Source organism: Streptomyces sp. NPDC087440, assembly GCF_044744005.1.
Taxonomy (GTDB): domain Bacteria; phylum Actinomycetota; class Actinomycetes; order Streptomycetales; family Streptomycetaceae; genus Streptomyces.
Genome location: NZ_JBIUXN010000015.1, coordinates 115,174 through 133,598, shown reverse-complemented (window position 1 = coordinate 133,598; position 18,425 = coordinate 115,174). Strand labels below are relative to the sequence as shown.

The 18,425-nt window shown below is 72.3% G+C and carries 14 protein-coding genes; 8 read left to right on the top strand and 6 right to left on the bottom strand.

From position 1 onward, the window contains the following. The first annotated feature begins 214 nt into the window (after positions 1-214). The gene (locus ACIO3O_RS27350) at positions 215-1,399 is read left to right on the top strand and encodes an adenylate/guanylate cyclase domain-containing protein (protein ID WP_401750212.1); all 1,185 of its coding nucleotides are present in this window, start codon (positions 215-217) and stop codon (positions 1,397-1,399) included. Positions 1,400-1,411: 12 nt separating this feature from the next. On the opposite strand, the gene ACIO3O_RS27345 is transcribed toward ACIO3O_RS27350, so the two are convergent. After that, positions 1,412-2,626 carry an acyl-CoA dehydrogenase family protein gene (locus ACIO3O_RS27345; RefSeq protein WP_401750210.1) on the bottom strand — a complete coding sequence of 405 codons (1,215 nt, stop codon included), beginning with the start codon at positions 2,624-2,626 and terminating at the stop codon, positions 1,412-1,414. Positions 2,627-2,640: 14 nt separating this feature from the next. After that, on the bottom strand, positions 2,641-3,120 hold the full coding sequence (locus ACIO3O_RS27340) for an SCP2 sterol-binding domain-containing protein (protein ID WP_401750207.1): 480 nt from the start codon (positions 3,118-3,120) through the stop codon (positions 2,641-2,643). 146 nt (positions 3,121-3,266) lie between these two features. On the opposite strand from ACIO3O_RS27340, the gene ACIO3O_RS27335 reads away from it, so the two are divergent. Both ACIO3O_RS27335 and ACIO3O_RS27330 read left to right on the top strand, forming a co-directional pair. Beyond that, a complete protein-coding gene (locus ACIO3O_RS27335) occupies positions 3,267-5,186 on the top strand; it encodes an AMP-dependent synthetase/ligase (protein WP_401750205.1) in 1,920 nt (639 codons plus the stop codon). Continuing rightward, the gene (locus tag ACIO3O_RS27330; protein WP_401750203.1) at positions 5,183-7,030 is read left to right on the top strand and encodes a GMC oxidoreductase; all 1,848 of its coding nucleotides are present in this window, start codon (positions 5,183-5,185) and stop codon (positions 7,028-7,030) included. The genes ACIO3O_RS27335 and ACIO3O_RS27330 overlap by 4 nt, the downstream gene beginning before the upstream one ends. A gap of 7 nt (positions 7,031-7,037) precedes the next feature. Here ACIO3O_RS27330 and ACIO3O_RS27325 read toward each other — a convergent pair whose 3' ends face one another. Both ACIO3O_RS27325 and ACIO3O_RS27320 read right to left on the bottom strand, forming a co-directional pair. Beyond that, the gene (locus ACIO3O_RS27325) at positions 7,038-7,886 is read right to left on the bottom strand and encodes an ABC transporter permease (RefSeq protein WP_401750202.1); all 849 of its coding nucleotides are present in this window, start codon (positions 7,884-7,886) and stop codon (positions 7,038-7,040) included. Continuing rightward, positions 7,883-8,794 (bottom strand): ATP-binding cassette domain-containing protein, encoded by a 912-nt coding sequence (locus ACIO3O_RS27320; RefSeq protein WP_401750201.1) that lies wholly within the window; start codon positions 8,792-8,794, stop codon positions 7,883-7,885. Before ACIO3O_RS27320 ends, ACIO3O_RS27325 begins: the two co-directional genes overlap by 4 nt. 724 nt (positions 8,795-9,518) lie before the next feature. Here ACIO3O_RS27320 and ACIO3O_RS27315 point away from each other — a divergent pair. The 4 genes from ACIO3O_RS27315 to ACIO3O_RS27300 all read left to right on the top strand — a co-directional run bounded on the left by ACIO3O_RS27315 (position 9,519) and on the right by ACIO3O_RS27300 (position 14,650). Continuing rightward, positions 9,519-10,868, top strand: coding sequence for a sensor histidine kinase (locus tag ACIO3O_RS27315; RefSeq protein WP_401750199.1), 1,350 nt, complete (start codon positions 9,519-9,521; stop codon positions 10,866-10,868). Further along, entirely contained in the window at positions 10,865-11,527 is a 663-nt protein-coding gene (locus tag ACIO3O_RS27310; protein WP_401750197.1) for a response regulator, read from the top strand. Before ACIO3O_RS27315 ends, ACIO3O_RS27310 begins: the two co-directional genes overlap by 4 nt. 64 nt (positions 11,528-11,591) lie before the next feature. Further along, positions 11,592-12,284, top strand: coding sequence for a TOPRIM nucleotidyl transferase/hydrolase domain-containing protein (locus ACIO3O_RS27305; RefSeq protein WP_401750195.1), 693 nt, complete (start codon positions 11,592-11,594; stop codon positions 12,282-12,284). 146 nt (positions 12,285-12,430) lie between these two features. Beyond that, positions 12,431-14,650 (top strand): glycoside hydrolase family 3 N-terminal domain-containing protein, encoded by a 2,220-nt coding sequence (locus ACIO3O_RS27300; protein WP_401750193.1) that lies wholly within the window; start codon positions 12,431-12,433, stop codon positions 14,648-14,650. A gap of 451 nt (positions 14,651-15,101) precedes the next feature. Here the strand turns inward: ACIO3O_RS27300 and ACIO3O_RS27295 are convergent, their stop codons facing one another. Beyond that, positions 15,102-16,193: an ABC transporter permease gene (locus ACIO3O_RS27295; RefSeq protein ID WP_401750192.1), complete on the bottom strand. Its 1,092-nt coding sequence runs from the start codon at positions 16,191-16,193 to the stop codon at positions 15,102-15,104. Beyond that, positions 16,190-17,236, bottom strand: a complete 1,047-nt coding sequence (gene ligD / locus ACIO3O_RS27290) for a non-homologous end-joining DNA ligase (protein WP_401750191.1) — start codon at positions 17,234-17,236, stop codon at positions 16,190-16,192. The genes ACIO3O_RS27295 and ligD overlap by 4 nt, the downstream gene beginning before the upstream one ends. A 105-nt stretch (positions 17,237-17,341) precedes the next feature. On the opposite strand from ligD, the gene ACIO3O_RS27285 reads away from it, so the two are divergent. Further along, positions 17,342-18,412 (top strand): ATP-dependent DNA ligase, encoded by a 1,071-nt coding sequence (locus tag ACIO3O_RS27285; protein WP_401750190.1) that lies wholly within the window; start codon positions 17,342-17,344, stop codon positions 18,410-18,412. Positions 18,413-18,425: the final 13 nt, after the last annotated feature.

Sequence of the window (18,425 nt, the reverse complement as noted above, 5' to 3'; positions counted from 1 at the left end):
CCCGTGTCGGGTGGGCCGCCCCCTTGCCCGCCCGTTCCGCCCCCTTGGGCGGCCCCGTCGCCCAAGGGGGCGGGGTGAGGAAGTGGGCGGAGCCCAGGGGGGCGGGGTGGCGAAGGGGGGGCTGGGGGAGGGCGCGCCCCCGGTACGTAAAGGGGCTGGAGGCGCGGGGGTGATGTGCTGGTGGTGGGTGCCGTAGGGGCGACAGCATGGGGGCATGACCGACACCGTCCCTCAGGCGTCCGCCAACACTGTCCCTCACGCGTCTGCCGACAGCGTCCCTCACGCGTCTGCCGACACCGGCCCCCAGGCGTCCGCCGACAGCGACCCTCACGCGTCTGCCGACACCGGCCCCCGGGCGTCTGCCGACACCGCCCCCCACGCGTCCGCCGACACCACCCCCCACGCGTCCCGCGACAGCAGTCCCACCACCCCCGCCGCCGCCCTCGAAGCGTTTCTGTTGGGTGGGGCGCGGCGGTATACCCGTGCTGAGGTCGCCGCCCTCGCCGAGGTGCCGCAGGAGCGTGTGCACCGGCTGTGGCGGGCGCTCGGGTTTGCCGCGGCGGGTGACGACGAGGTGGTGTTCACGGACGCCGACGTGGCCGCCGCCCGTACTGCTTACGGCCTGCTGGAGTCCGGGCTCATCGACCCCTCGCTCGATGCGGCAGTGACGCGTGCACTGGGGCACCACCTGTCCCGCCTCGCGGAGTGGCAGATCGAGATGGTCCGGGACTGGCTCGCCGGGACGGACGGGTCGTCGGACTCCGGTGACGTGGTCGGACTCGCCGAAGTCCTGCTGCCCGCGCTCGAACAGCTCCAGGGGTACGTCTGGCGCCGCCACCTCACCGCCCACGCGGGACGCGTGCTCTCGCTCGACGGCATGGCGGGCCGCGAGACCCGGCACACCGCCGTCGGGTTCGTCGACATGGTCGGCTACACCCGGCTCACCCGCCGCCTCGGCGAGCACGCGCTCGTCGCCGTACTGGAGAAGTTCGAGTCGGTGGCCGCCGATGCAGTCAGCGAGCACGGCGGCCGGGTCGTCAAGACGATCGGGGACGAGGTCCTGTTCACCGTCGACTGTCCGGCCGCCGCCGCTGAGATCGCCCTCGTCCTGCTGGAACGCGCGGAGGCCGACCCCGACATGCCCGAGCTGCGCACCGGCCTCGCACACGGGCAGGTGCTCGGCAGGCTCGGCGACGTCTACGGCGAGGTCGTCAACATCGCCGCCCGGCTGACCGCCGTGGCCCGCCCCGGAACCATCGTCGCCGACCAGCAGCTCGCCGACGGGCTGCGCGACCAACCCGACTACCACGTACGGTCGTTGCGCCCGGTCTCCGTACGCGGCTACAGCAAGCTGCGGGCTTACGCGATCCGGCGCGGTCGGCCTCCGAAGAAGTCCTAGCCGGTCCGGAGGTCACCTGATGTGACGGCCCGTCAATGACCTTGCGATGACCAGTCGTTGGATCTCGCTCGTGCCCTCGAATATGGTGTAGATCTTCGCGTCCCGGTACATGCGCTCCACCGGATGCTCGCGGCTGTACCCCGCCCCGCCGAGGATCTGCACGGCCTTCTCCGTCGCGTGCACCGCCAGCTCGCCCGCGCGCAGCTTGGCCATCGAGCCCTGACCCGCGGTGAACGGCTTGTCGTTGCGGGCCATCCAGGCGGCCTGCCAGATCAGCAGCCGTACCGCCTCGATCTCGGTGCGGACGTCGGCCAGGGCGAAGGCGATCGACTGGTTCTCCACGATGGAACGGCCGAAGGCCTGCCGCTCGCCCGCGTACTCCAGCGCGTACTCGTACGCGGCCCGGGCGATGCCGAGCGCCTGCGCGCCGACCGTGGGGCGGCTCACCTCGAAGGTCGCCATCGCGGCCTGCCCCTTGGCGGTGCCGCCCTCGCGGGCCCTGGCCAGCCGCCGGTCGAGGCGTTCCTTTCCGCCGAGCAGGCAGCTGCCGGGCACCACCACGTCGTCCAGGAAGACGTCGGCGGTGTGCGAGGCGCGCAGGCCCAGCTTCTTGATCTTCCGGTTGCCTTCGAGGCCCCGCGTGCCGGGCGGCACCAAGAAGGCCGCCTGGCCGCGCGCGCCCAGCGACGGGTCCACGGAGGCCACCACGACGTGCACGTTCGCGATGCCTCCGTTGGTGATCCACGCCTTCTGGCCGTTCAGCGTCCACTGGTCGCGGGCCTCGTCGTAGCGGGCCCGGGTGCGCATCGCGGAGACGTCGGAGCCCGCTTCGGGTTCGGAGACGCAGAACGCCGCCAGTTTCGGGTCGTCCTCGTCGCCGTAACACTGCGGGACCCACTCGGCGAGTTGGTCGGGGGATCCGGCGGAGAAGATCCCGGCGACCGCCAGGGAGGTGCCGAAGAGGGCCATGCCGATGCCCGCGTCGCCCCAGAAGAGTTCCTCGTTGGCGATCTGGAGGGAGAGCCCGGTGGGGTCGCCGAACATGTCGGCGAGGGACTCGAAGCCGTACAGGCCGATCTTCGCGGCCTCCTGGATGACGGGCCAGGGGGTCTCCTCGCGTTCGTCCCACTCGGATGCTGCCGGGCGGACCACCTCGGCGGCGAAGCCGTGCACCCAGTCCTTCAAATCCCGGTGCTCTTCGTTGAGTTCGAGGGAGAAGCCGCTCATCTCGCGCAGTCCCCCTACGCCTTGGGGATGTCGAAGTAGCGGGTGAGCCCGGCCGCGAGCGCGACGTCACCGACCAGCTTCAGCTTGCGGGTGAGGAACATCGTCACCGGGTTGCCGTTGCCGGAGACCAGCTTGAGGAACTCGGCGTCCCCCATGATCAGGGTCACCCGGGACTCGTTCTCCGAGCGGCCCGAAGTGACCGTGCAGACACCGCCCTTGATGTGAGTCTCGTACACGGCGTCGCCCTCGCCGTCGCCGCCGGTCACCTTCCAGCGGATCAGCGCGTCCAGCGAACCCGCCGCCTCCGGCCGGAACTGACGCTCCATCCGCCCGAAGATCTCGGCCAGTACGCGCTCCCGCAGCTCGCCGTGCGCGATCTCCTTGATCTCCTTCGGGCTCAGCTTCTTGACGATCCGCGCGAACTCCTCCGGGGACACGGAAGCGAAGTCCAGGGAGGCGATCTCGGACGAGAGGGCGTTGGCGTCGTCGGCCACTTTCCATTCCTTACTTCTAAGTAAGCTTACTTTTGAGTAAGCTTACGGTTCCGTAGGTTGTGTGACAAGGGTCGTTCAGGGGGCGGTCAAGTCCCCCTACCTGACGGTAAGTTGACGGCGAAGTCAGCTGCTTCCAAGGAGCCGCAGTGGGCGTACGCAAGGACCTGAAGAAGGCACGACAGCGCGACGACCTGGCACATCGGGTCACGGTGGAAGTGACCCGCGAGGACGGTGTGGTGCGCGAGGCGCGTGCCGGAGCCCTCGCCCCGGTGGCCACCACCGGCAGCACCGCCGACATCCCCCACACCAATGCGGCACAGGCCCCGGACGCGGTCGTGCTGCGCCGCAAGGACCCCGCCACCGGCCGCTGGCAGCCGGTCACGGCCCGCACCTTCGCGGCCGAAGTCACCGCCACCGCACGGGGATTGATCGCCGCCGGGCTCGAACCCGGCGGGCGGGTCGCCGTGATGAGCCGCACCCGGTACGAATGGGCAGTCCTGGACTTCGCCGTCTGGGCGGCGGGCGGCCAGAGCGTCCCCGTCTACGCCACGTCCTCGGCCGCGCAGGTGGAGTGGATCCTCCGTGACTCCGCCGCCCGCTTCGTCGTCACCGAGACCCGCGAGAACGCGGACGTCGTCGCCCAGGCCGCCGCGGGACTGGAGCGGCCCCCGCGCATCTGGACCCTCGACGACGGTGCGATGGCCCAACTCGCCGGTGGGGGAGGCGAGGTGGAGGAGCAGGAGGTCACCAAGCGGCGTGCCGCCCTGACCCCCGACACCATCGCCACCCTCTGCTACACCTCCGGCACCACCGGCCGCCCCAAGGGCTGCGTCCTGACTCACGCCAACCTCCTCGCCGAGGCGGGAAACACCGTCGGGCTGCTGCACCCCGTCTTCGAAGCCGTCACCGGACAGACCGCCGCCACCCTCCTCTTCCTCCCGCTCGCCCACATCCTGGGCCGCACGATCCAGATCGCCTGTCTCCAGGCCCGTATCGAAATAGGACACTGCCCCAGCATCAAGCCCGACGAACTCCGCCCGGAACTCCAGGAGTTCAAGCCGACCTTCATCGTCGGCGTGCCGTACCTCTTCGAGAAGATCCACGACACCGGGCGGGCCACCGCCGAGAAGATCGGGCGCGGCGCGTCGTTCGAGCGGGCCGACCGGATCGGGGTCCGCTTCGGCGAGGCGTACCTCGCCAAGTACCTCAGCGGCGGCAAGGGGCCGAGCCTGGGCCTGTACGCCGGGTGGGCGCTGTACGACCTGCTGGTCTACCGCCGCATCCGCAAGGAGCTCGGCGGGCAGCTGCGCTACGCCATCAGCGGCGGCTCCCCGCTCGACCACCGCCTCAACCTCTTCTTCTACGCCGCCGGGATCATCGTCTACGAGGGCTACGGCCTCACCGAGACGACTGCGGCGGCCACCATCGTGCCGCCCCTCGCGCCCCGCCCCGGCACGGTCGGCCAGCCCGTCCCCGGCACCGCGATACGTATCGCGGACGACGGAGAAGTGCTGGTCAAGGGCGGGATCGTGTTCGGCTCGTACTGGAACAACCCGGCGGCGAGCGTCGAGGTGCTCAGTGACGGCTGGTTCGCGACCGGCGACCTCGGCAGCCTCGACGGCGACGGCTACCTCACCATCACCGGCCGAAAGAAGGACATCCTCGTCACCTCCGGCGGCAAGAACGTCTCCCCGAGCATCCTGGAGGACCGGCTGCGCAGCCGCCCGCCGGTCGGCCAGTGCCTGGTCGTCGGCGACAACCGCTCGTACATCGCCGCCCTCGTCACCCTGGAGCCCGACGCACTCCAGCACTGGCTGGCGGTACGGAAGCGACCGCGCGACACCCCGCTCGCCGCGCTCCTGGACGACCCGGAGCTGCGTGCCGACGTGCAGAAGGCCGTCGACTACGCCAACGAGGCGGTCTCCCGGGCCGAGTCGATCCGCCAATTCCGTCTGGTGGACGGGGAGTTCACCGAGGAGAACGGGATGCTGACCCCGTCCCTCAAGGTCAAGCGGCGGGCCGTCGAGGCGGCGTACGGGAGCGAGATCGAGGAGCTGTACCGGTGAGCGCACAGACGTTACGGGGTGAGGACCCGTACGACTACGACGTCCTCGTGATCGGCTCCGGGTTCGGCGGGTCCGTCGCCGCCCTGCGCCTCACCGAGAAGGGCTACCGCGTCGGTGTCCTCGAAGCGGGCCGCCGCTTCACGCCCGACACCCTGCCCAAGCACTCCTGGGACCTGCGCAACTACCTCTGGGCCCCGGCCCTCGGCCTGTACGGCATCCAGCGCATCCACGTCCTGCGCTCGGTGATGGTCCTCGCGGGAGCGGGCGTGGGAGGCGGCTCGCTGAACTACGCGAACACCCTGTACGTCCCTCCGCCCGCCTTCTTCGGGGACCCGCAGTGGGGTCATATCACCGACTGGCAGGCGGAGTTGGCTCCGTACTACGACCAGGCCCGCCGCATGCTGGGCGTGCGCACCAACCCCACCGTCACCGAGGCCGACGAACACCTGCGGGCCGCGGCGGCCGACATGGGCGTCGCCGACACCTTCCGGCTCACCCCCGTCGGCGTCTTCTTCGGCGACGGCCAGGACGTCGACGGCTCCGGCCCCAAGGCGGCCCCCGGCGACACCGTCCCCGACCCCTACTTCGGCGGGGCCGGACCCGACCGCAAGGCCTGCGTGGAGTGCGGGTCCTGCATGACCGGCTGCCGGCACGGCGCGAAGAACACCCTGACCGAGAACTACCTCCACCTCGCCGAACGGGCGGGCGCGGCGATCCACCCGCTGACCACCGTCCTGAGCGTCCGCGAAGCGGGCGGCGGTGACGGCGACGCTGGTGGTGGCGACGGCGGTGGTGGCTTCGCGGTGACCTGCGCACCCACCGACCGGCGCGGCAGGCGAAGGGCGCGGCGGGTGCTGCGTTGCCGTCACGTCGTCGTCGCGGCCGGAACGTACGGTACGCAGACCCTCCTGCACCGGATGAAGTACACCGGTCTGCTGCCCCTCATCTCCGACCGGCTGGGCCGCCTCACCCGCACCAACTCCGAGTCGCTGGTAGGGGCGTTGACGTTCCCGCGCCGCTACCGAAAGAAGTACGGCCCGGGCGCGGAGCCCGACTTCACCCGGGGCGTCGCCATCACCTCCTCCATCCACCCCAACGCCACCACCCACATCGAGAACGTCCGCTACGGCAAGGGCTCCAACCTGATGGCCCTGATCTGCGTACCCCAGTACACGGTGGGCGGGCGGCTCCCCAAGTCCCTTGCCGCAGCAGTGGAGTTCGTACGTCACCCGGTCCTCGTCGCGAAGACCGCCACGACGTACCGCTGGTCCGAGCGCACCATCATCGGCCTCGTCATGCAGACCCACGACAACTCCCTCACCACCTCCGTCAAGAAGAAGGGCCTCGGCAAGGGCCTCCTCACCGCCGAACAGGGACACGGCGCACCCAACCCCACCCACATTCCCGAGGGGGCGGAAGCCGCACGTCTGCTCGCCGAGCGCATCAACGGCTTCCCCGGCACCAACCTCGGCGAGCTGACCGGCCGCCCGCTCACCGCGCACTTCCTGGGCGGCTGCCCGATCGGGGCCGATGCCGAGGAGGGGGTGGTGGACCCGTACCACCGGCTGTACGGGCACCCGGGGATCTCCGTGGTGGACGGTTCGGCGGTCTCCGCCAACCTCGGGGTGAACCCGTCCCTCACCATCACCGCCCAGGCCGAACGCGCCATGTCCCTGTGGCCGAACAAGGGCGAGCCCGACCTCCGCCCGGTGCAGGGCGCGCCGTACGAGCGGGTCGCGCCGGTCGCCCCGCGGCACCCGGCCGTACCGGCACACGCCTACGCGAAGCTGGTGCTGCCCGTGCCCGTTGTTCCGCCGAAGCAGGCACCCGTACAAGGGGAGTGACGGTACGTCACAGGTCCCGGCGGCGTACGAGGGCGAGCGCCACGGCCGTGGCGAGCAGCGGCCACACCGCCAGCACCACCCAGGAGTGGGTGAGGGAAGGAGTGTGCGGCGGCGGGACGTGGAGCGGGGCGACGGTGGCCAGGTTCTGCCAGGCGTTCAGCGGCAGGGCGAACTTGATGGCCGCCGTCCACGCCTCCTCCTGCCCGACGAACGACGGCAGCAGCACCAGCACCAGCGCGGTGACCGCCACCGTCGCGGCACCGTGCCGCAGCAGCACACCGAGACCCAGGCCGACGAGTGCACTCATCGGCGCGAGTGCCGCCGACGCGGCCAGCGACGCGAGCACCTCGGGGTCGCCGAAGGACAGCCCCACATTCCGCCCCGACAGGATCGCCTGTGTCACCGCGAACGAGGCGGCCACCACAGCCACTCCGAACACCGCCGTCACACCCGTCATGACCAGCGCCTTCGCCGCCAGCAGGGAGCGACGGGCGGGGACGGCGGCGGTCGTCGTGCGGATCAGCCCGCTCGCATACTCATTGACCACGGACAGGGCCCCCAGCGTGCCGACGATCAGCATCAGGACCATGGCGGAGGCCAGCGGGAACGCGTCGCGCAGGGCCCAGGTCGGGACGAAGTTCTCGCGGATTCCCTCGGGGTACTGGGGGAAGTTGCGGTAGTCGGCGAGGGCCCCGTTGACGCCGATGCCGACGATGATCAGGGCGGTGGCGGGGAAGGCCCAGCGGGTCGCGCGCAGGGACCACAGCTTGAGCCATTCGGCGGCGAGGAGGTCGGAGAAGCGGGGGCGTGGGGTGGTGGGGGTGGTGAGCGCGGTGGTGTGGAGCGTGGCGGTCATCGGGTGTCTCCCGTGGTGTATTCGACGCTGTCGGCGGTCAGTTCCATGAAGGCCTCCTCCAACGAGGAGGAGCGCGGGGTGAGTTCGTGCAGCACCGCGCGGGCGTGGGAGGCCAGCTCGCCGATCCGGGGTGCGGGCAGGCCGGTCACCGTCAGCAGCCCGTCGGGGTCCGCCGTCACGGAAGCCCCGGCCGCCCGGAGTGCGGGAGTGAGCGTTCCGGCGTCGGGGGTGCGTACCGCGACGCGCCGCCGGGTGCCGCGCGCGGCGAACGCGGCGAGGCTCTCGGCGGCGATCAGCTCGCCGCGCCCGATGACGACGAGCTGCTCGGCCGTGCTCTCCATCTCCGACATCAGATGGCTCGACACGAACACGGTCCGCCCCTCGGCGGCCAGCCGCCGAAGGAGCATGCGGAGCCACAACACCCCTTCCGGGTCGAGGCCGTTGACCGGCTCGTCGAAGATCAGCACCGGCGGGTCCCCGAGCAGTGCGCCCGCGATCCCGAGCCGCTGCTTCATCCCGAGCGAGAACCCGCCGATGCGCCGCCCCGCCGCCTGCGCGAGCCCGACCTCCTCCAGCACCTCGGCCACCCGGCGGCGGGGGATGTTGTTGCTGCGCGCCAGCACCGACAGATGGGCGCGCGCCGTGTACCCGTGGTGCACGTCGTGGGCGTCGAGCAGGGCTCCGACGTGCCGCAGCCCGCGGGGGAGTGCGCCGAAGGAGCGCCCGGCGACGAGCGCGGTGCCCGACGTCGGTGCGTCGAGGCCGAGAATCATGCGCAACGTGGTTGATTTCCCTGCCCCGTTGGGGCCAAGGAACCCGGTGACGTGCCCCGGGCGCACGGTGAAGGACAGACCGCGGACGGCGGTGGTCCTTCCGTACCGCTTGGTGAGTTCGTTCGCTTCGATCATGTGCACCAGGCTGCCGCCCGGCCCCCTGCGGAGGCATCGGACCAACGGCCACCTTCCGCTGCCGGGGGCAGCCCGTGGGCGTACGCCTCGGGACCAATGACCGGCCGGGATCGCCACCCGTACGATCGTGCACATGTACGAGGAAGCAGTGCGGGGTGCGGACACCACGCCTTCCGGCCAGGGGCTCCGCCGCTTGTGGGGGCGGGTCGGGGGCGTTTTCGGGGTGGGTGACGCCGGGCCTGCGGGGCGCGCTCGGGGAGGGAGCTCGGGTGCGGGGGGCGCCGCTCGGGTTGCGGGTGCCGGGGGCGCTGGAGGCGCGCCGGGCTCCGGGGGCGACCCGGGTGCGGGGGGTACCGGGGACGATCCGGTTGCGGGGGGTGCCGCTCCGGTGGGGGGTGCTTGGCGTGCCGGGTGGACCGGGGGCGACCCGGGTGCGGGGGGCGATCCGGGTCCGGGAGGTGGTCCTCGGGCCGGACGTGCTGCGCGCGGCGGAGGTGCGTCCCGTGGCGCAACCGGTGCCGCGTCGGCTTCCGGGCGCCTCGGTGGCGGTGCTGCACCGGGGCGGCCGCCGCGCGGCGGTGCCGTCCCCGTCCGGGCGAGGTTCCCTTCCCGGGGTGGAGCCCCCGCCCGGGTCGGAGTTCTCTCCAGGGGCGGGGCACTCTCCCGGGCCGGTGCGCTCTCGTGGGCCGGGGCGCTTGCCTTCCCCGTCGTCCTCTACTTCGCCGTGCACGAGAGCAGGGCGTATCCCACCGCCCTCCAGGTGCTGGTGCCCATCCTGCTCGGCGTGCTGCCGCTCGGGCTGCTGAGCCGCCGGCCGCTGCCCGCGCTGGTGTCCGTGGTCGTCGGTACGTTCGCGGCCGGGACCACCGTTCCCGACCGGTGGGTGGAGTTCCCGAGGGGCTACCCGATCGCGCCCGTACAGGTCGAGGCGGAGTGGGCCGGGTACGCGCTCGTCGCCTCCGGAGCCTTCGCCGTGGCGGTCGTCGCGGCCACGCGCGGGCCGCGGTGGTCGATCGGGGCCGCCGCAGCCGTCTTCGCGGCGCTGGCCGCAGCGGCGACGTACTTCACCGCCGGGCAGAACGTCTACGTCTCCACCCTCCTCTTCTTCCTCCTCGTCCTCCTCGTCGCCTGGGGCGTGGGCCACTCGGTCCGCGAGCGCAGGCGACACGCGGCGGCCCTCAGCGCGCAGACCGCCGCGCAGGCCGTCACCGCCGAACGCCTGCGCATCGCACGGGAGTTGCACGACATGGTGGCCCACAGCATCGGCATCATCGCCATCCAGGCGGGCGTCGGCAGCCGCGTGATCGACACCCAGCCGCACGAGGCCCGCAACGCGCTCAGCGCCATCGAGAGCACCAGCCGCGAGACCCTCTCCGGCCTGCGCCGCATGCTCGGCGCACTCCGCCAGGCCGAACCCGGCCACACCCCGCACGGCGTGCCCCTCGACCCGGCACCGGGCCTCGCCGACCTCGACCGTCTGTTGGAATCGGCGGCCGCCGCAGGCGTACGGGTCGACCTCCGCCGCACCGGGGAGCCGCGCCCGCTCCCGGCGGACCTGGACCTGGCCGCGTACCGGATCGTCCAGGAGGCGGTCACCAATGTCGTACGGCACGCGGGCACCGACGCCTGCCGGGTGGCGCTCGACCAGCGGGCCGAGGAACTCCGTGTCGAGGTCGACGACGAGGGCGCCGGCGGCACCCTCCCGCAGGGCATCGGCTACGGGCTGGTCGGAATGCGCGAGCGTACGACGCTGCTGCACGGCGACTTCACCGCAGGTCCACGCCCGAACGGCGGCTTCCGGGTGACGGCCCGTCTGCCGGTACCGGCGCCCGAGGTGGAGCGCGTGGTGGCACCGGCCCCGGACTCGGAGGCCCTGACGGGGGAGGGGACGCACGTGGACAAGCGGGAGCGTGTGCGCGGTCGTGGTGGCGAGGCGGCCCGCGAGGCGGACCCCGTCGCCGGCCATGAGCCCACGGCCGGTCATGAGCCGACGGCCGGTCATGAGCCGACGGCCGGCCCTGGGGGCGGAGAGGGCGAGACCCCAGGCGCGGCACGGACGGAGGGCGGGCGATGAGTGTTCGGGTTCTGCTGGCCGACGACCAGCCCCTCGTGCGGGCCGGGCTGCGCGTCCTCATGGTCGACACGCCCGACCTCGTGGTGGTGGGCGAGGCCGCCGACGGGAGCCAGGCCGTCGCGCTCGTCGACGACCTCCGCCCCGACGTCGTCGTCATGGACATCCGCATGCCCGGTGTCGACGGCATCGAGGCCACCCGCCGGATCACCGCCGCCCACCCCGCCGTGCGCGTCCTGATGCTCACCACCTTCGACGACGACGCGTACGTTCACGGCTCGCTGCGCGCCGGGGCCAGCGGGTTCGTCGTCAAGGACATGGCGCTGGAGGACATCCTCGCCGCGGTCCGCGTGGTCGCGGCGGGCGACGCCCTCATCGCGCCGAGCGTCACGCGCCGTCTGATCGCCGAGTTCGCGGCCCGCCCCGCCGCCACTCCGGCCCCCGCCACCCGTGAGGTGGACGGCATCACCGGTCGTGAGCGGGAGGTGCTGGTCCTGGTCGGACGCGGGCTGTCCAACAGCGAGATCGCCGCCGAACTCTTCATCAGCATCGCCACGGTGAAGGCACACGTGGCCCGCCTCTTCACCAAGCTGGACGCCCGCGACCGGGTCCAGCTCGTGATCATCGCGTACGACACGGGGCTGGTCGGCCCCCGGACGTGAGCGGGGGACGGGGTGCAACTCCCCGCTCCCGTCATTCCTTTGACGTGCCTGCGACACTGACTCGGTGGACGAGAACCAGCTGGACAGCAGGCCGCACCCACACGTCACGGACCGGTTCCGGGCGGCCGCCGTCGCCTGGGCGGCCGGTGGCCCGGGAGCGGACGCGGCCCGGCAGGACGCGGCGGAACTCGCCCGGACGCGGGGGCCCCGGACCGTCGTCCTCGTCGAAGGCGTCAGCGACCGCGCCGCGCTGGAGGCCCTCGCCGTGCGACGCGGGCGCGACCTCGACGCCGAAGGGGTCTGCGTCGTACCGATGGGCGGCGCCACCAGCATCGGCCGCTTCCTCACCCTGCTCGGCCCGCAGGGACTGGACCTGCGCCTGTGCGGGCTGTGCGACGCCGCCGAGACCGGGTACTTCCGGCGCGCCCTGGAGCGGGCCGGGCTCGGCAGCCCGACGACGTACGACGAACTGGAACGCCTCGGCTTCTACGTCTGCGACGCCGACCTGGAGGACGAACTGATCCGCGCCCTCGGCTTCGGGGGAGTGGAGCAAGTCGCCGCAGAGCAGGGAGACATGAGGTCCCTGCGTACGTTCCGCAACCAGCCCGCACAACGACCCCGCACCACCCTCCAGCAGCTCCGCAGGTTCATCGGCACCACGTCCGGGCGCAAGGAGAGCTACGCGCGGGCCATGGTCGACGCCCTCGACCTGGACCGCGTACCGCATCCGCTGGACGCCCTGCTCGCCCACGTGTGAGGCGAGCGCGCGTCAGGGAGGTGTGGGCCAAGTGGGCGGACCGTGATCACCCGCCCCTCACCGACCCCTCCCGCAACAGCCCCCGAGGTGATTACCTGGAGCCTCCGTGGCAATCAGCGGGCTCGACTCATTCAAAAGGTGAAGACATGGGTGACGGTGGCGTGGGACGGCGTACCTTCCTCGCGGCGATGACCGGCAGCGGTGCCGCCGCCGCGGCGGCGACGGGAGAGGCGGCGGCCGATGCGGCGGGCGGGCACGAGGAGGAGATCCGGGCGCTGATCGGGCGGATGACCGTCACCGAGAAGCTCGGCCAGCTCCAGCAGCTCTCCTGGACCGGCGCGACGGGCCCCGGCGGCAGCCAGACCGCCGAGGCCGAACAGGCCGCCAGAAAGGGCGAGTTGGGGTCCGTACTCAACATCATCGGCGCCAAGCACAGCAACGCGCTGCAACGCATCGCCGTCGAGGAGTCCCGCCTCGGCATCCCGCTGGTCTTCGGCCTCGACGTCATCCACGGCTTCTGGACCACCTTCCCGATCCCGCTCGCCCAGGCCGCCAGCTTCGACCCGGAGACCGCGCGCGTCGACGGCGCGGTCTCGGCGAAGGAGGCCCGCTCCAACGGCGTCCACTGGACGTTCTCCCCGATGATGGACGTCACCCACGAGCCCCGCTGGGGCCGCATCGCGGAGAGCTGCGGCGAGGACCCGTACCTGACGGCGGCGTTCGCGGCCGCCAAGACGCGCGGCTACCAGGGCTCCGACCTGACGGCCAAGGACCGCGTCGCAGCCTGCGCCAAGCACTTCGCGGCGTACGGCGGGGCGGAGGGCGGCCGGGACTACAACACGGTCGACGTCTCCGAGTCCCGGCTGCGCAACCTCTACCTGCCGCCGTTCAAGGCCGCCCTCGACGCGGGCTGCGCCACCGTGATGGCCTCCTTCAACACCCTCAGCGGCATCCCGGCGCACGCCAACTCCCACACCCTCACCGAAATCCTCAAGGAGGACTGGGAGTTCGACGGCATCGTGGTGAGCGACTGGAACGGCGTCGGCGAACTCCTCCCGCACGGCTTCGCCGCCGACGGCGCGGACGCGGCCCGCATCGCGCTGGGTGCGGGCGTCGACATGGAGATGGTCAGCACCCATCTCGCCGACCACGGTGCGGAGTTGCTCGCCTCGGGGCGCATCAAGGAGGAGCGGCTCGACGACGCCGTCGCACGGGTCCTGCGGCTCAAGTACGCGCTCGGGCTGTTCGCGAACCCGTACGCGGAGGAGTCGCAGGCCGTCCCCGGGCCGACGCCCGAGGCGCGCCGGGCCGCCCGCGAGGTCGCGGCACGCTCGATGGTGCTGCTGAAGAACGAGGGCGGGGTGCTGCCGATCGCGCCGGGGAAGGCGGTGGCGGTGGTCGGCCCGTTCGCCGACTCCCGTGACCTGCACGGTACGTGGGCGGGGCCGGGCGGAGAGAAGTTCCCGCCGGTGACGGTGCTGCACGGGATGCGCAACGTCGCCGGGCGCGGCGCGCGGATCACCTACGGGGTGGGGGCGACGAAGGGCGCGGACGTCGTGGTGGTCGTCGTCGGCGAGGGCGCGAAGCTGAGCGGGGAGGCGGCGTCACGCAGTGACCTCGGCCTGCCCGGGGACCAGGAAGAGCTGATCGAGGCGGTGGCGGCGACCGGCATCCCCTTCGTCGTCGTCCTGCTCAACGGCCGCCCGCTGACGGTCGGCAACTGGGTGGAGTCGGCCTCCGCCGTACTGGAGGCGTGGCACCCGGGCATCGAGGGCGGCAACGCCGTCGCCGACGTGCTGTTCGGGAAGGTCAACCCGGGCGGCAAGCTGCCCGCGTCCTTCCCCCGGAACGTGGGGCAGGTCCCGGTCCACTACAACCACGAGAACACGGGGCGGCCGTACGATCCGAAGTCGCCCGACAACACCTTCATCACCGGCTACCTGGACGTGGACCGGACCCCGCAGTTCCCCTTCGGGTACGGGCTGAGCTACACGACCTTCGAGCTCGGCACGCCGACGGTGAACGTGCCGCGGATCGCGGTGGCGGACCTCAAGCGGGGCGAACGCTTCGAGGTGGAGGTCTCCGTGCGGAACACGGGCCCGGTGGCGGGCGACGAGGTCGTGCAGCTGTACGTCCACGACCCGGTGGCGTCGCTGGTCCAGCCGGTGCGGCGGCTGCGGGGGTTCGAGCGGGTGGCGCTGGGGGCGGGGGAGGGGGCGAGGGTGCGCTTCGCGCTGGGGGCGGAGGATGTGGGGTTCTGGACGAATGCGGTGGATGGTCGCTTCGTGGTGGAGCCGGGGGCCATCGAGCTCTTCGTCGGCACGAGCTCGACGACCCGCACGTCCTGCCCGATCGAACTCCACTAGCCCGCGTGCGTCCGCGCCCTTCAGGTGCGCGGGGCTGTACTCGATGTGCGGCTCCGCCGCGCGGGCGCGACCCGTCAGGGGCGCGGGGAACTGCGCGACCAGCCACCCACCCACCCGCACGGAACCGTGCAATGGCCCCGCGGGTTTAGGTGAAGGGGCGGGGCTGGGGACCCCCTCGCCCCGGCGGGGCAGAGCTGCGCATGCCCGGTGCCGGGAGGCGGGCCGGGGCCCTGGCGGTGACGTGCACCCGGCACGGGGGCTTGGGCAGGGGCGGCACCCGGGTGGGCCGGGAGCGGGAGGGGCCGCCCCCTTGCCCGCCCGTCCCGCCCCCGGGGGGCGGCCCCGCCGCCCAAGGGGGCTAAGGGGGGAGGAGGGGGAGGGCGGCCCCGCCGCCCAAGGGGGCTACGGGGGAAGGGCCCGGTTGCGCAAAGGGAGATGTCCCCGGGCCGGGTCAGGCGGCGTGGGTGGCCGGGTGCGGGCGGCCCCCCGGGTGCCGGTGGCGCCAGACCCAGAAGACCGTGCAGGACAGGACCGCCCAACCGCCCAGCACCACGTACGGCAGCACATGCTGGTGCCCCTGGAAGTAGACCGCCGTGTGCTGCGCGTTCACCGACGCCCCCGGCGGCAGCCACCGCCCGATGTGCCCCAGCACCGACGGCAGCAGCGGCCACGACACCGCCCCGCCCGACGACGGGTTGCCCAGCAGGACCATCAGCCCCCACGTCGGCAGCATCGCCCACCGCCCCATCAGCGTGTTGAACATCGTGAAGACCATCCCCGACGTGAACATCGTCAGCGCCAGGATCAGCCAGGACTGCACGAAGGGAAGGTCCAGCGCCCCCAGCAGCCAGTCGACCACCGCCGCGATCACGAAGGCCCCCAGCAGGGAGTACGCGATGTGGAAGCCGATCCGCTCCGCCGGGTTCAAACCCCGTGCGTGCACGCTCAGTTGGATCGCCCCGACGAAGCCGATGATGACCGCCGCGAGGGAGATGTAGAAGAGTGCGAGGCCCCGCGGGTCACCCTGCTGCAAGGGCTTGACGTCCTTCACCTCGACGTCGACCCCGGCGGCCTGCCCCACCTTCGCCCCGGCCTCCCCGAGCAGCTGCGCCACCGAGGCGCCCGACGCGCCCGACACGTCGAGTTCGACCTTCTGCCCGTCGGCCCGCAGCACCGCGAACTCGCGCTGCTCCTCCACCGCCTCCCGGGCCGCCGCGTCCGTCGCGTACGACGTGACCTTCAGCGAACCGGGCAGCGCCTTGTCCAGGCCCGCCACGAACGTCTTCAGCTGGGGCGTCGCCGGATCGCCGACGACCGCCGCCGGAATGTGGTGCGGCGTGGGGTTGGCCATCGTGTACGTGTACGAGCCCGCGAAGAGCCCGGCGGCCGCCGCCAGGATGAACACCAGCACCGTCGCGGGCAGGAACGGGCCCTTCTTGAAGGCCTCCCACCGCTCCGCCCCCGTGCGCACCCGCCCGTGCGCCCCGTGCCGCTCGTGCGCGGGCTCGGTGACCTGCTCCGCCTCGGGTATCTCGCTGCTCATCCCTCTCCCTGTTCCTGCTTGTCCTGCTCGTCGTGCTTCGCCCGGCTCGGTGCGACCCGTTTCGGTTCGCCCGGCATCTTCGGGTAGTCCGGCGGGTACGGCAGGTCGCCGAGCCCCCGGTCGCGCTCGTCCTGGTCCGCCAGCTCCAGCAGGGAGTCCAGTACGAACGCGTGGTCGTCCAGGTCCGCGTGCACGTCGCCCAGTTCGGCGAACCGGTCCGGCATCGTGGCCAGGTCGAAGTCCTCGGGGCGCACCTCGTCCAGCTCCGCCCAGCGCAGCGGCGCGGACACCGGGGCGTGCGGCTTCGGGCGGATCGAGTAGGCGCAGGCCATGGTGCGGTCACGCGCGGTCTGGTTGAAGTCGACGAAGATGCGCGTCCCGCGCTCTTCCTTCCACCACGCCGTCGTCACCCGCTCCGGCATCCGCCGCTCCAGCTCGCGGCCCACCGCGATCGCCGCCCGGCGCACCGTCGTGAAGTCCCAGCGCGGTTCGATCGGCACGAACACGTGCAGGCCCCGCCCGCCCGACGTCTTCGGCCAGCCGCGCAGCCCGTGCTCGCCCAGCACCGCACGCAGTTCGTGCGCGGCCCGTACCGCGTCGGCGAAGTCGGTGCCCGGCTGCGGGTCCAGGTCGATGCGCAGCTCGTCGGGATGGTCGACGTGGGCGCGGCGCACCGCCCAGGGGTGGAAGGTCAGGGTGCCCAGGTTCGCCGCCCACAGCACGGCCGCCGCCTCGGTCGGGCAGATCTCGTCGGCGGTGCGCCCGCTGGGGAAGGTGATGGTGGCCGTCGGTAGCCAGTCGGGCACGTTCTTGGGGGCGCGCTTCTGGTAGAAGGACTCGCCGTCGACGCCGTCCGGGAAGCGCTCCAGGGTGGTGGGCCGCTCGCGCAGCGCGCGCAGGATGCCGGGGGCGACCGCCAGGTAGTAGCGCGCCACGTCCGCCTTCGTGAAGCCGCGCGCCGGGAAGTAGACCTTGTCGGGGCTGGACAGCCGCACGGTCCGCCCTCCCGCATCCAGCTCGATCGCTTCGCCTGCTTTGCCCATGTGCGCCACGGTAGGCCGAGCCTACATATGCCGCATATCGGAGTTTCAGGCAGGGTCGGGTACATGGGCCCCAATGCCGACAATCCCGCGCACACGGTGAACGGAATGAACCTGCCGGTCATGCCACCGGTCAAGCCGATGCTGGCCAAGGCGGTCAAGAAGATCCCGCCCGGCATGCAGTACGAGGCCAAGTGGGACGGCTTCCGGGCGATCGTGCACCGCGACGGTGACGCCCTGGTTATCGGCAGCCGTACGGGAAAGCCCCTGACCCGCTACTTCCCGGAGCTGGTCGTGGGCCTGCTGGCCAACCTCCCGGCGCGCTGCGTCGTCGACGGCGAGATCGTCGTCGCGCAGGACGGGCGGCTCGACTTCGAGCGGCTCTCCGACCGCATCCACCCTGCCGACTCCCGCATCACCCTCCTGGCCGAACGCACCCCCGCCAGCTTCGTCGCCTTCGACCTGCTCGCCCTGGAGGACCTGGCGCTCTTCGACGTACCGCTGGAGCAGCGCCGCAAGGCTCTGACGGAGGTGCTGGAGGGGGCGGCACCACCCGTACACCTGGCGCCCGCGACCACGGACGTGGAGACGGCGCAGGTGTGGTTCGAGCGGTTCGAGGGGGCGGGCCTGGACGGGATCGTCGCGAAACCGCTCACCCTTCCCTACCGGCCGGACGCCCGCCTCATGTACAAGATCAAACATGAGCGGACGGTGGACTGCGTGGTGGCCGGGTACCGGCTGCACAAGACGCCGGGCCTGGGGGTGGGGTCGCTGCTGCTGGGCCTGTACGACGACGGCGGGACGCTCCAGCACGTGGGCGCGGCCTCCGCGTTCACGGCGAAGCGGCGGGCGGAACTGGTCGAGGAACTGGAACCGTTGCGGCTCGCACCGGGGGCGCGGCATCCGTGGGCGGCGTGGGAGGACCAGTCCGCGCACGAGGCGAACCGGCTGCCGGGCAGCCAGAACCGGTGGAACGGCGGGAAGGACCAGTCCTGGGTCGCCCTGGACCCCTCGCGGGTCTGCGAGGTGGCGTACGACCACATGCAGGGGACACGGTTCCGGCACACGGTGCAGTTCCGGCGGTGGCGGCCGGACCGGGAGGCGCTCGGCTGCACGTACGAGCAGCTGGAGGAGCCCGTGAGCTACGACCTCACGGAGGTCCTCGGCCCCGGCGCCTGATCCGCCCCGGACC

Coding starts and splice junctions, on each gene's coding strand:
- ACIO3O_RS27350 (WP_401750212.1), top strand. CDS start 215: ATGACCGACACCGTCCCTCAGGCGTCCGCCAACACTGTCCCTCACGCG.
- ACIO3O_RS27345 (WP_401750210.1), bottom strand. CDS start 2,626: ATGAGCGGCTTCTCCCTCGAACTCAACGAAGAGCACCGGGATTTGAAG.
- ACIO3O_RS27325 (WP_401750202.1), bottom strand. CDS start 7,886: ATGACCGCCACGCTCCACACCACCGCGCTCACCACCCCCACCACCCCA.
- ACIO3O_RS27320 (WP_401750201.1), bottom strand. CDS start 8,794: ATGATCGAAGCGAACGAACTCACCAAGCGGTACGGAAGGACCACCGCC.
- ACIO3O_RS27310 (WP_401750197.1), top strand. CDS start 10,865: ATGAGTGTTCGGGTTCTGCTGGCCGACGACCAGCCCCTCGTGCGGGCC.
- ACIO3O_RS27300 (WP_401750193.1), top strand. CDS start 12,431: ATGGGTGACGGTGGCGTGGGACGGCGTACCTTCCTCGCGGCGATGACC.
- ACIO3O_RS27295 (WP_401750192.1), bottom strand. CDS start 16,193: ATGAGCAGCGAGATACCCGAGGCGGAGCAGGTCACCGAGCCCGCGCAC.
- ligD (WP_401750191.1), bottom strand. CDS start 17,236: ATGGGCAAAGCAGGCGAAGCGATCGAGCTGGATGCGGGAGGGCGGACC.
- ACIO3O_RS27285 (WP_401750190.1), top strand. CDS start 17,342: ATGAACCTGCCGGTCATGCCACCGGTCAAGCCGATGCTGGCCAAGGCG.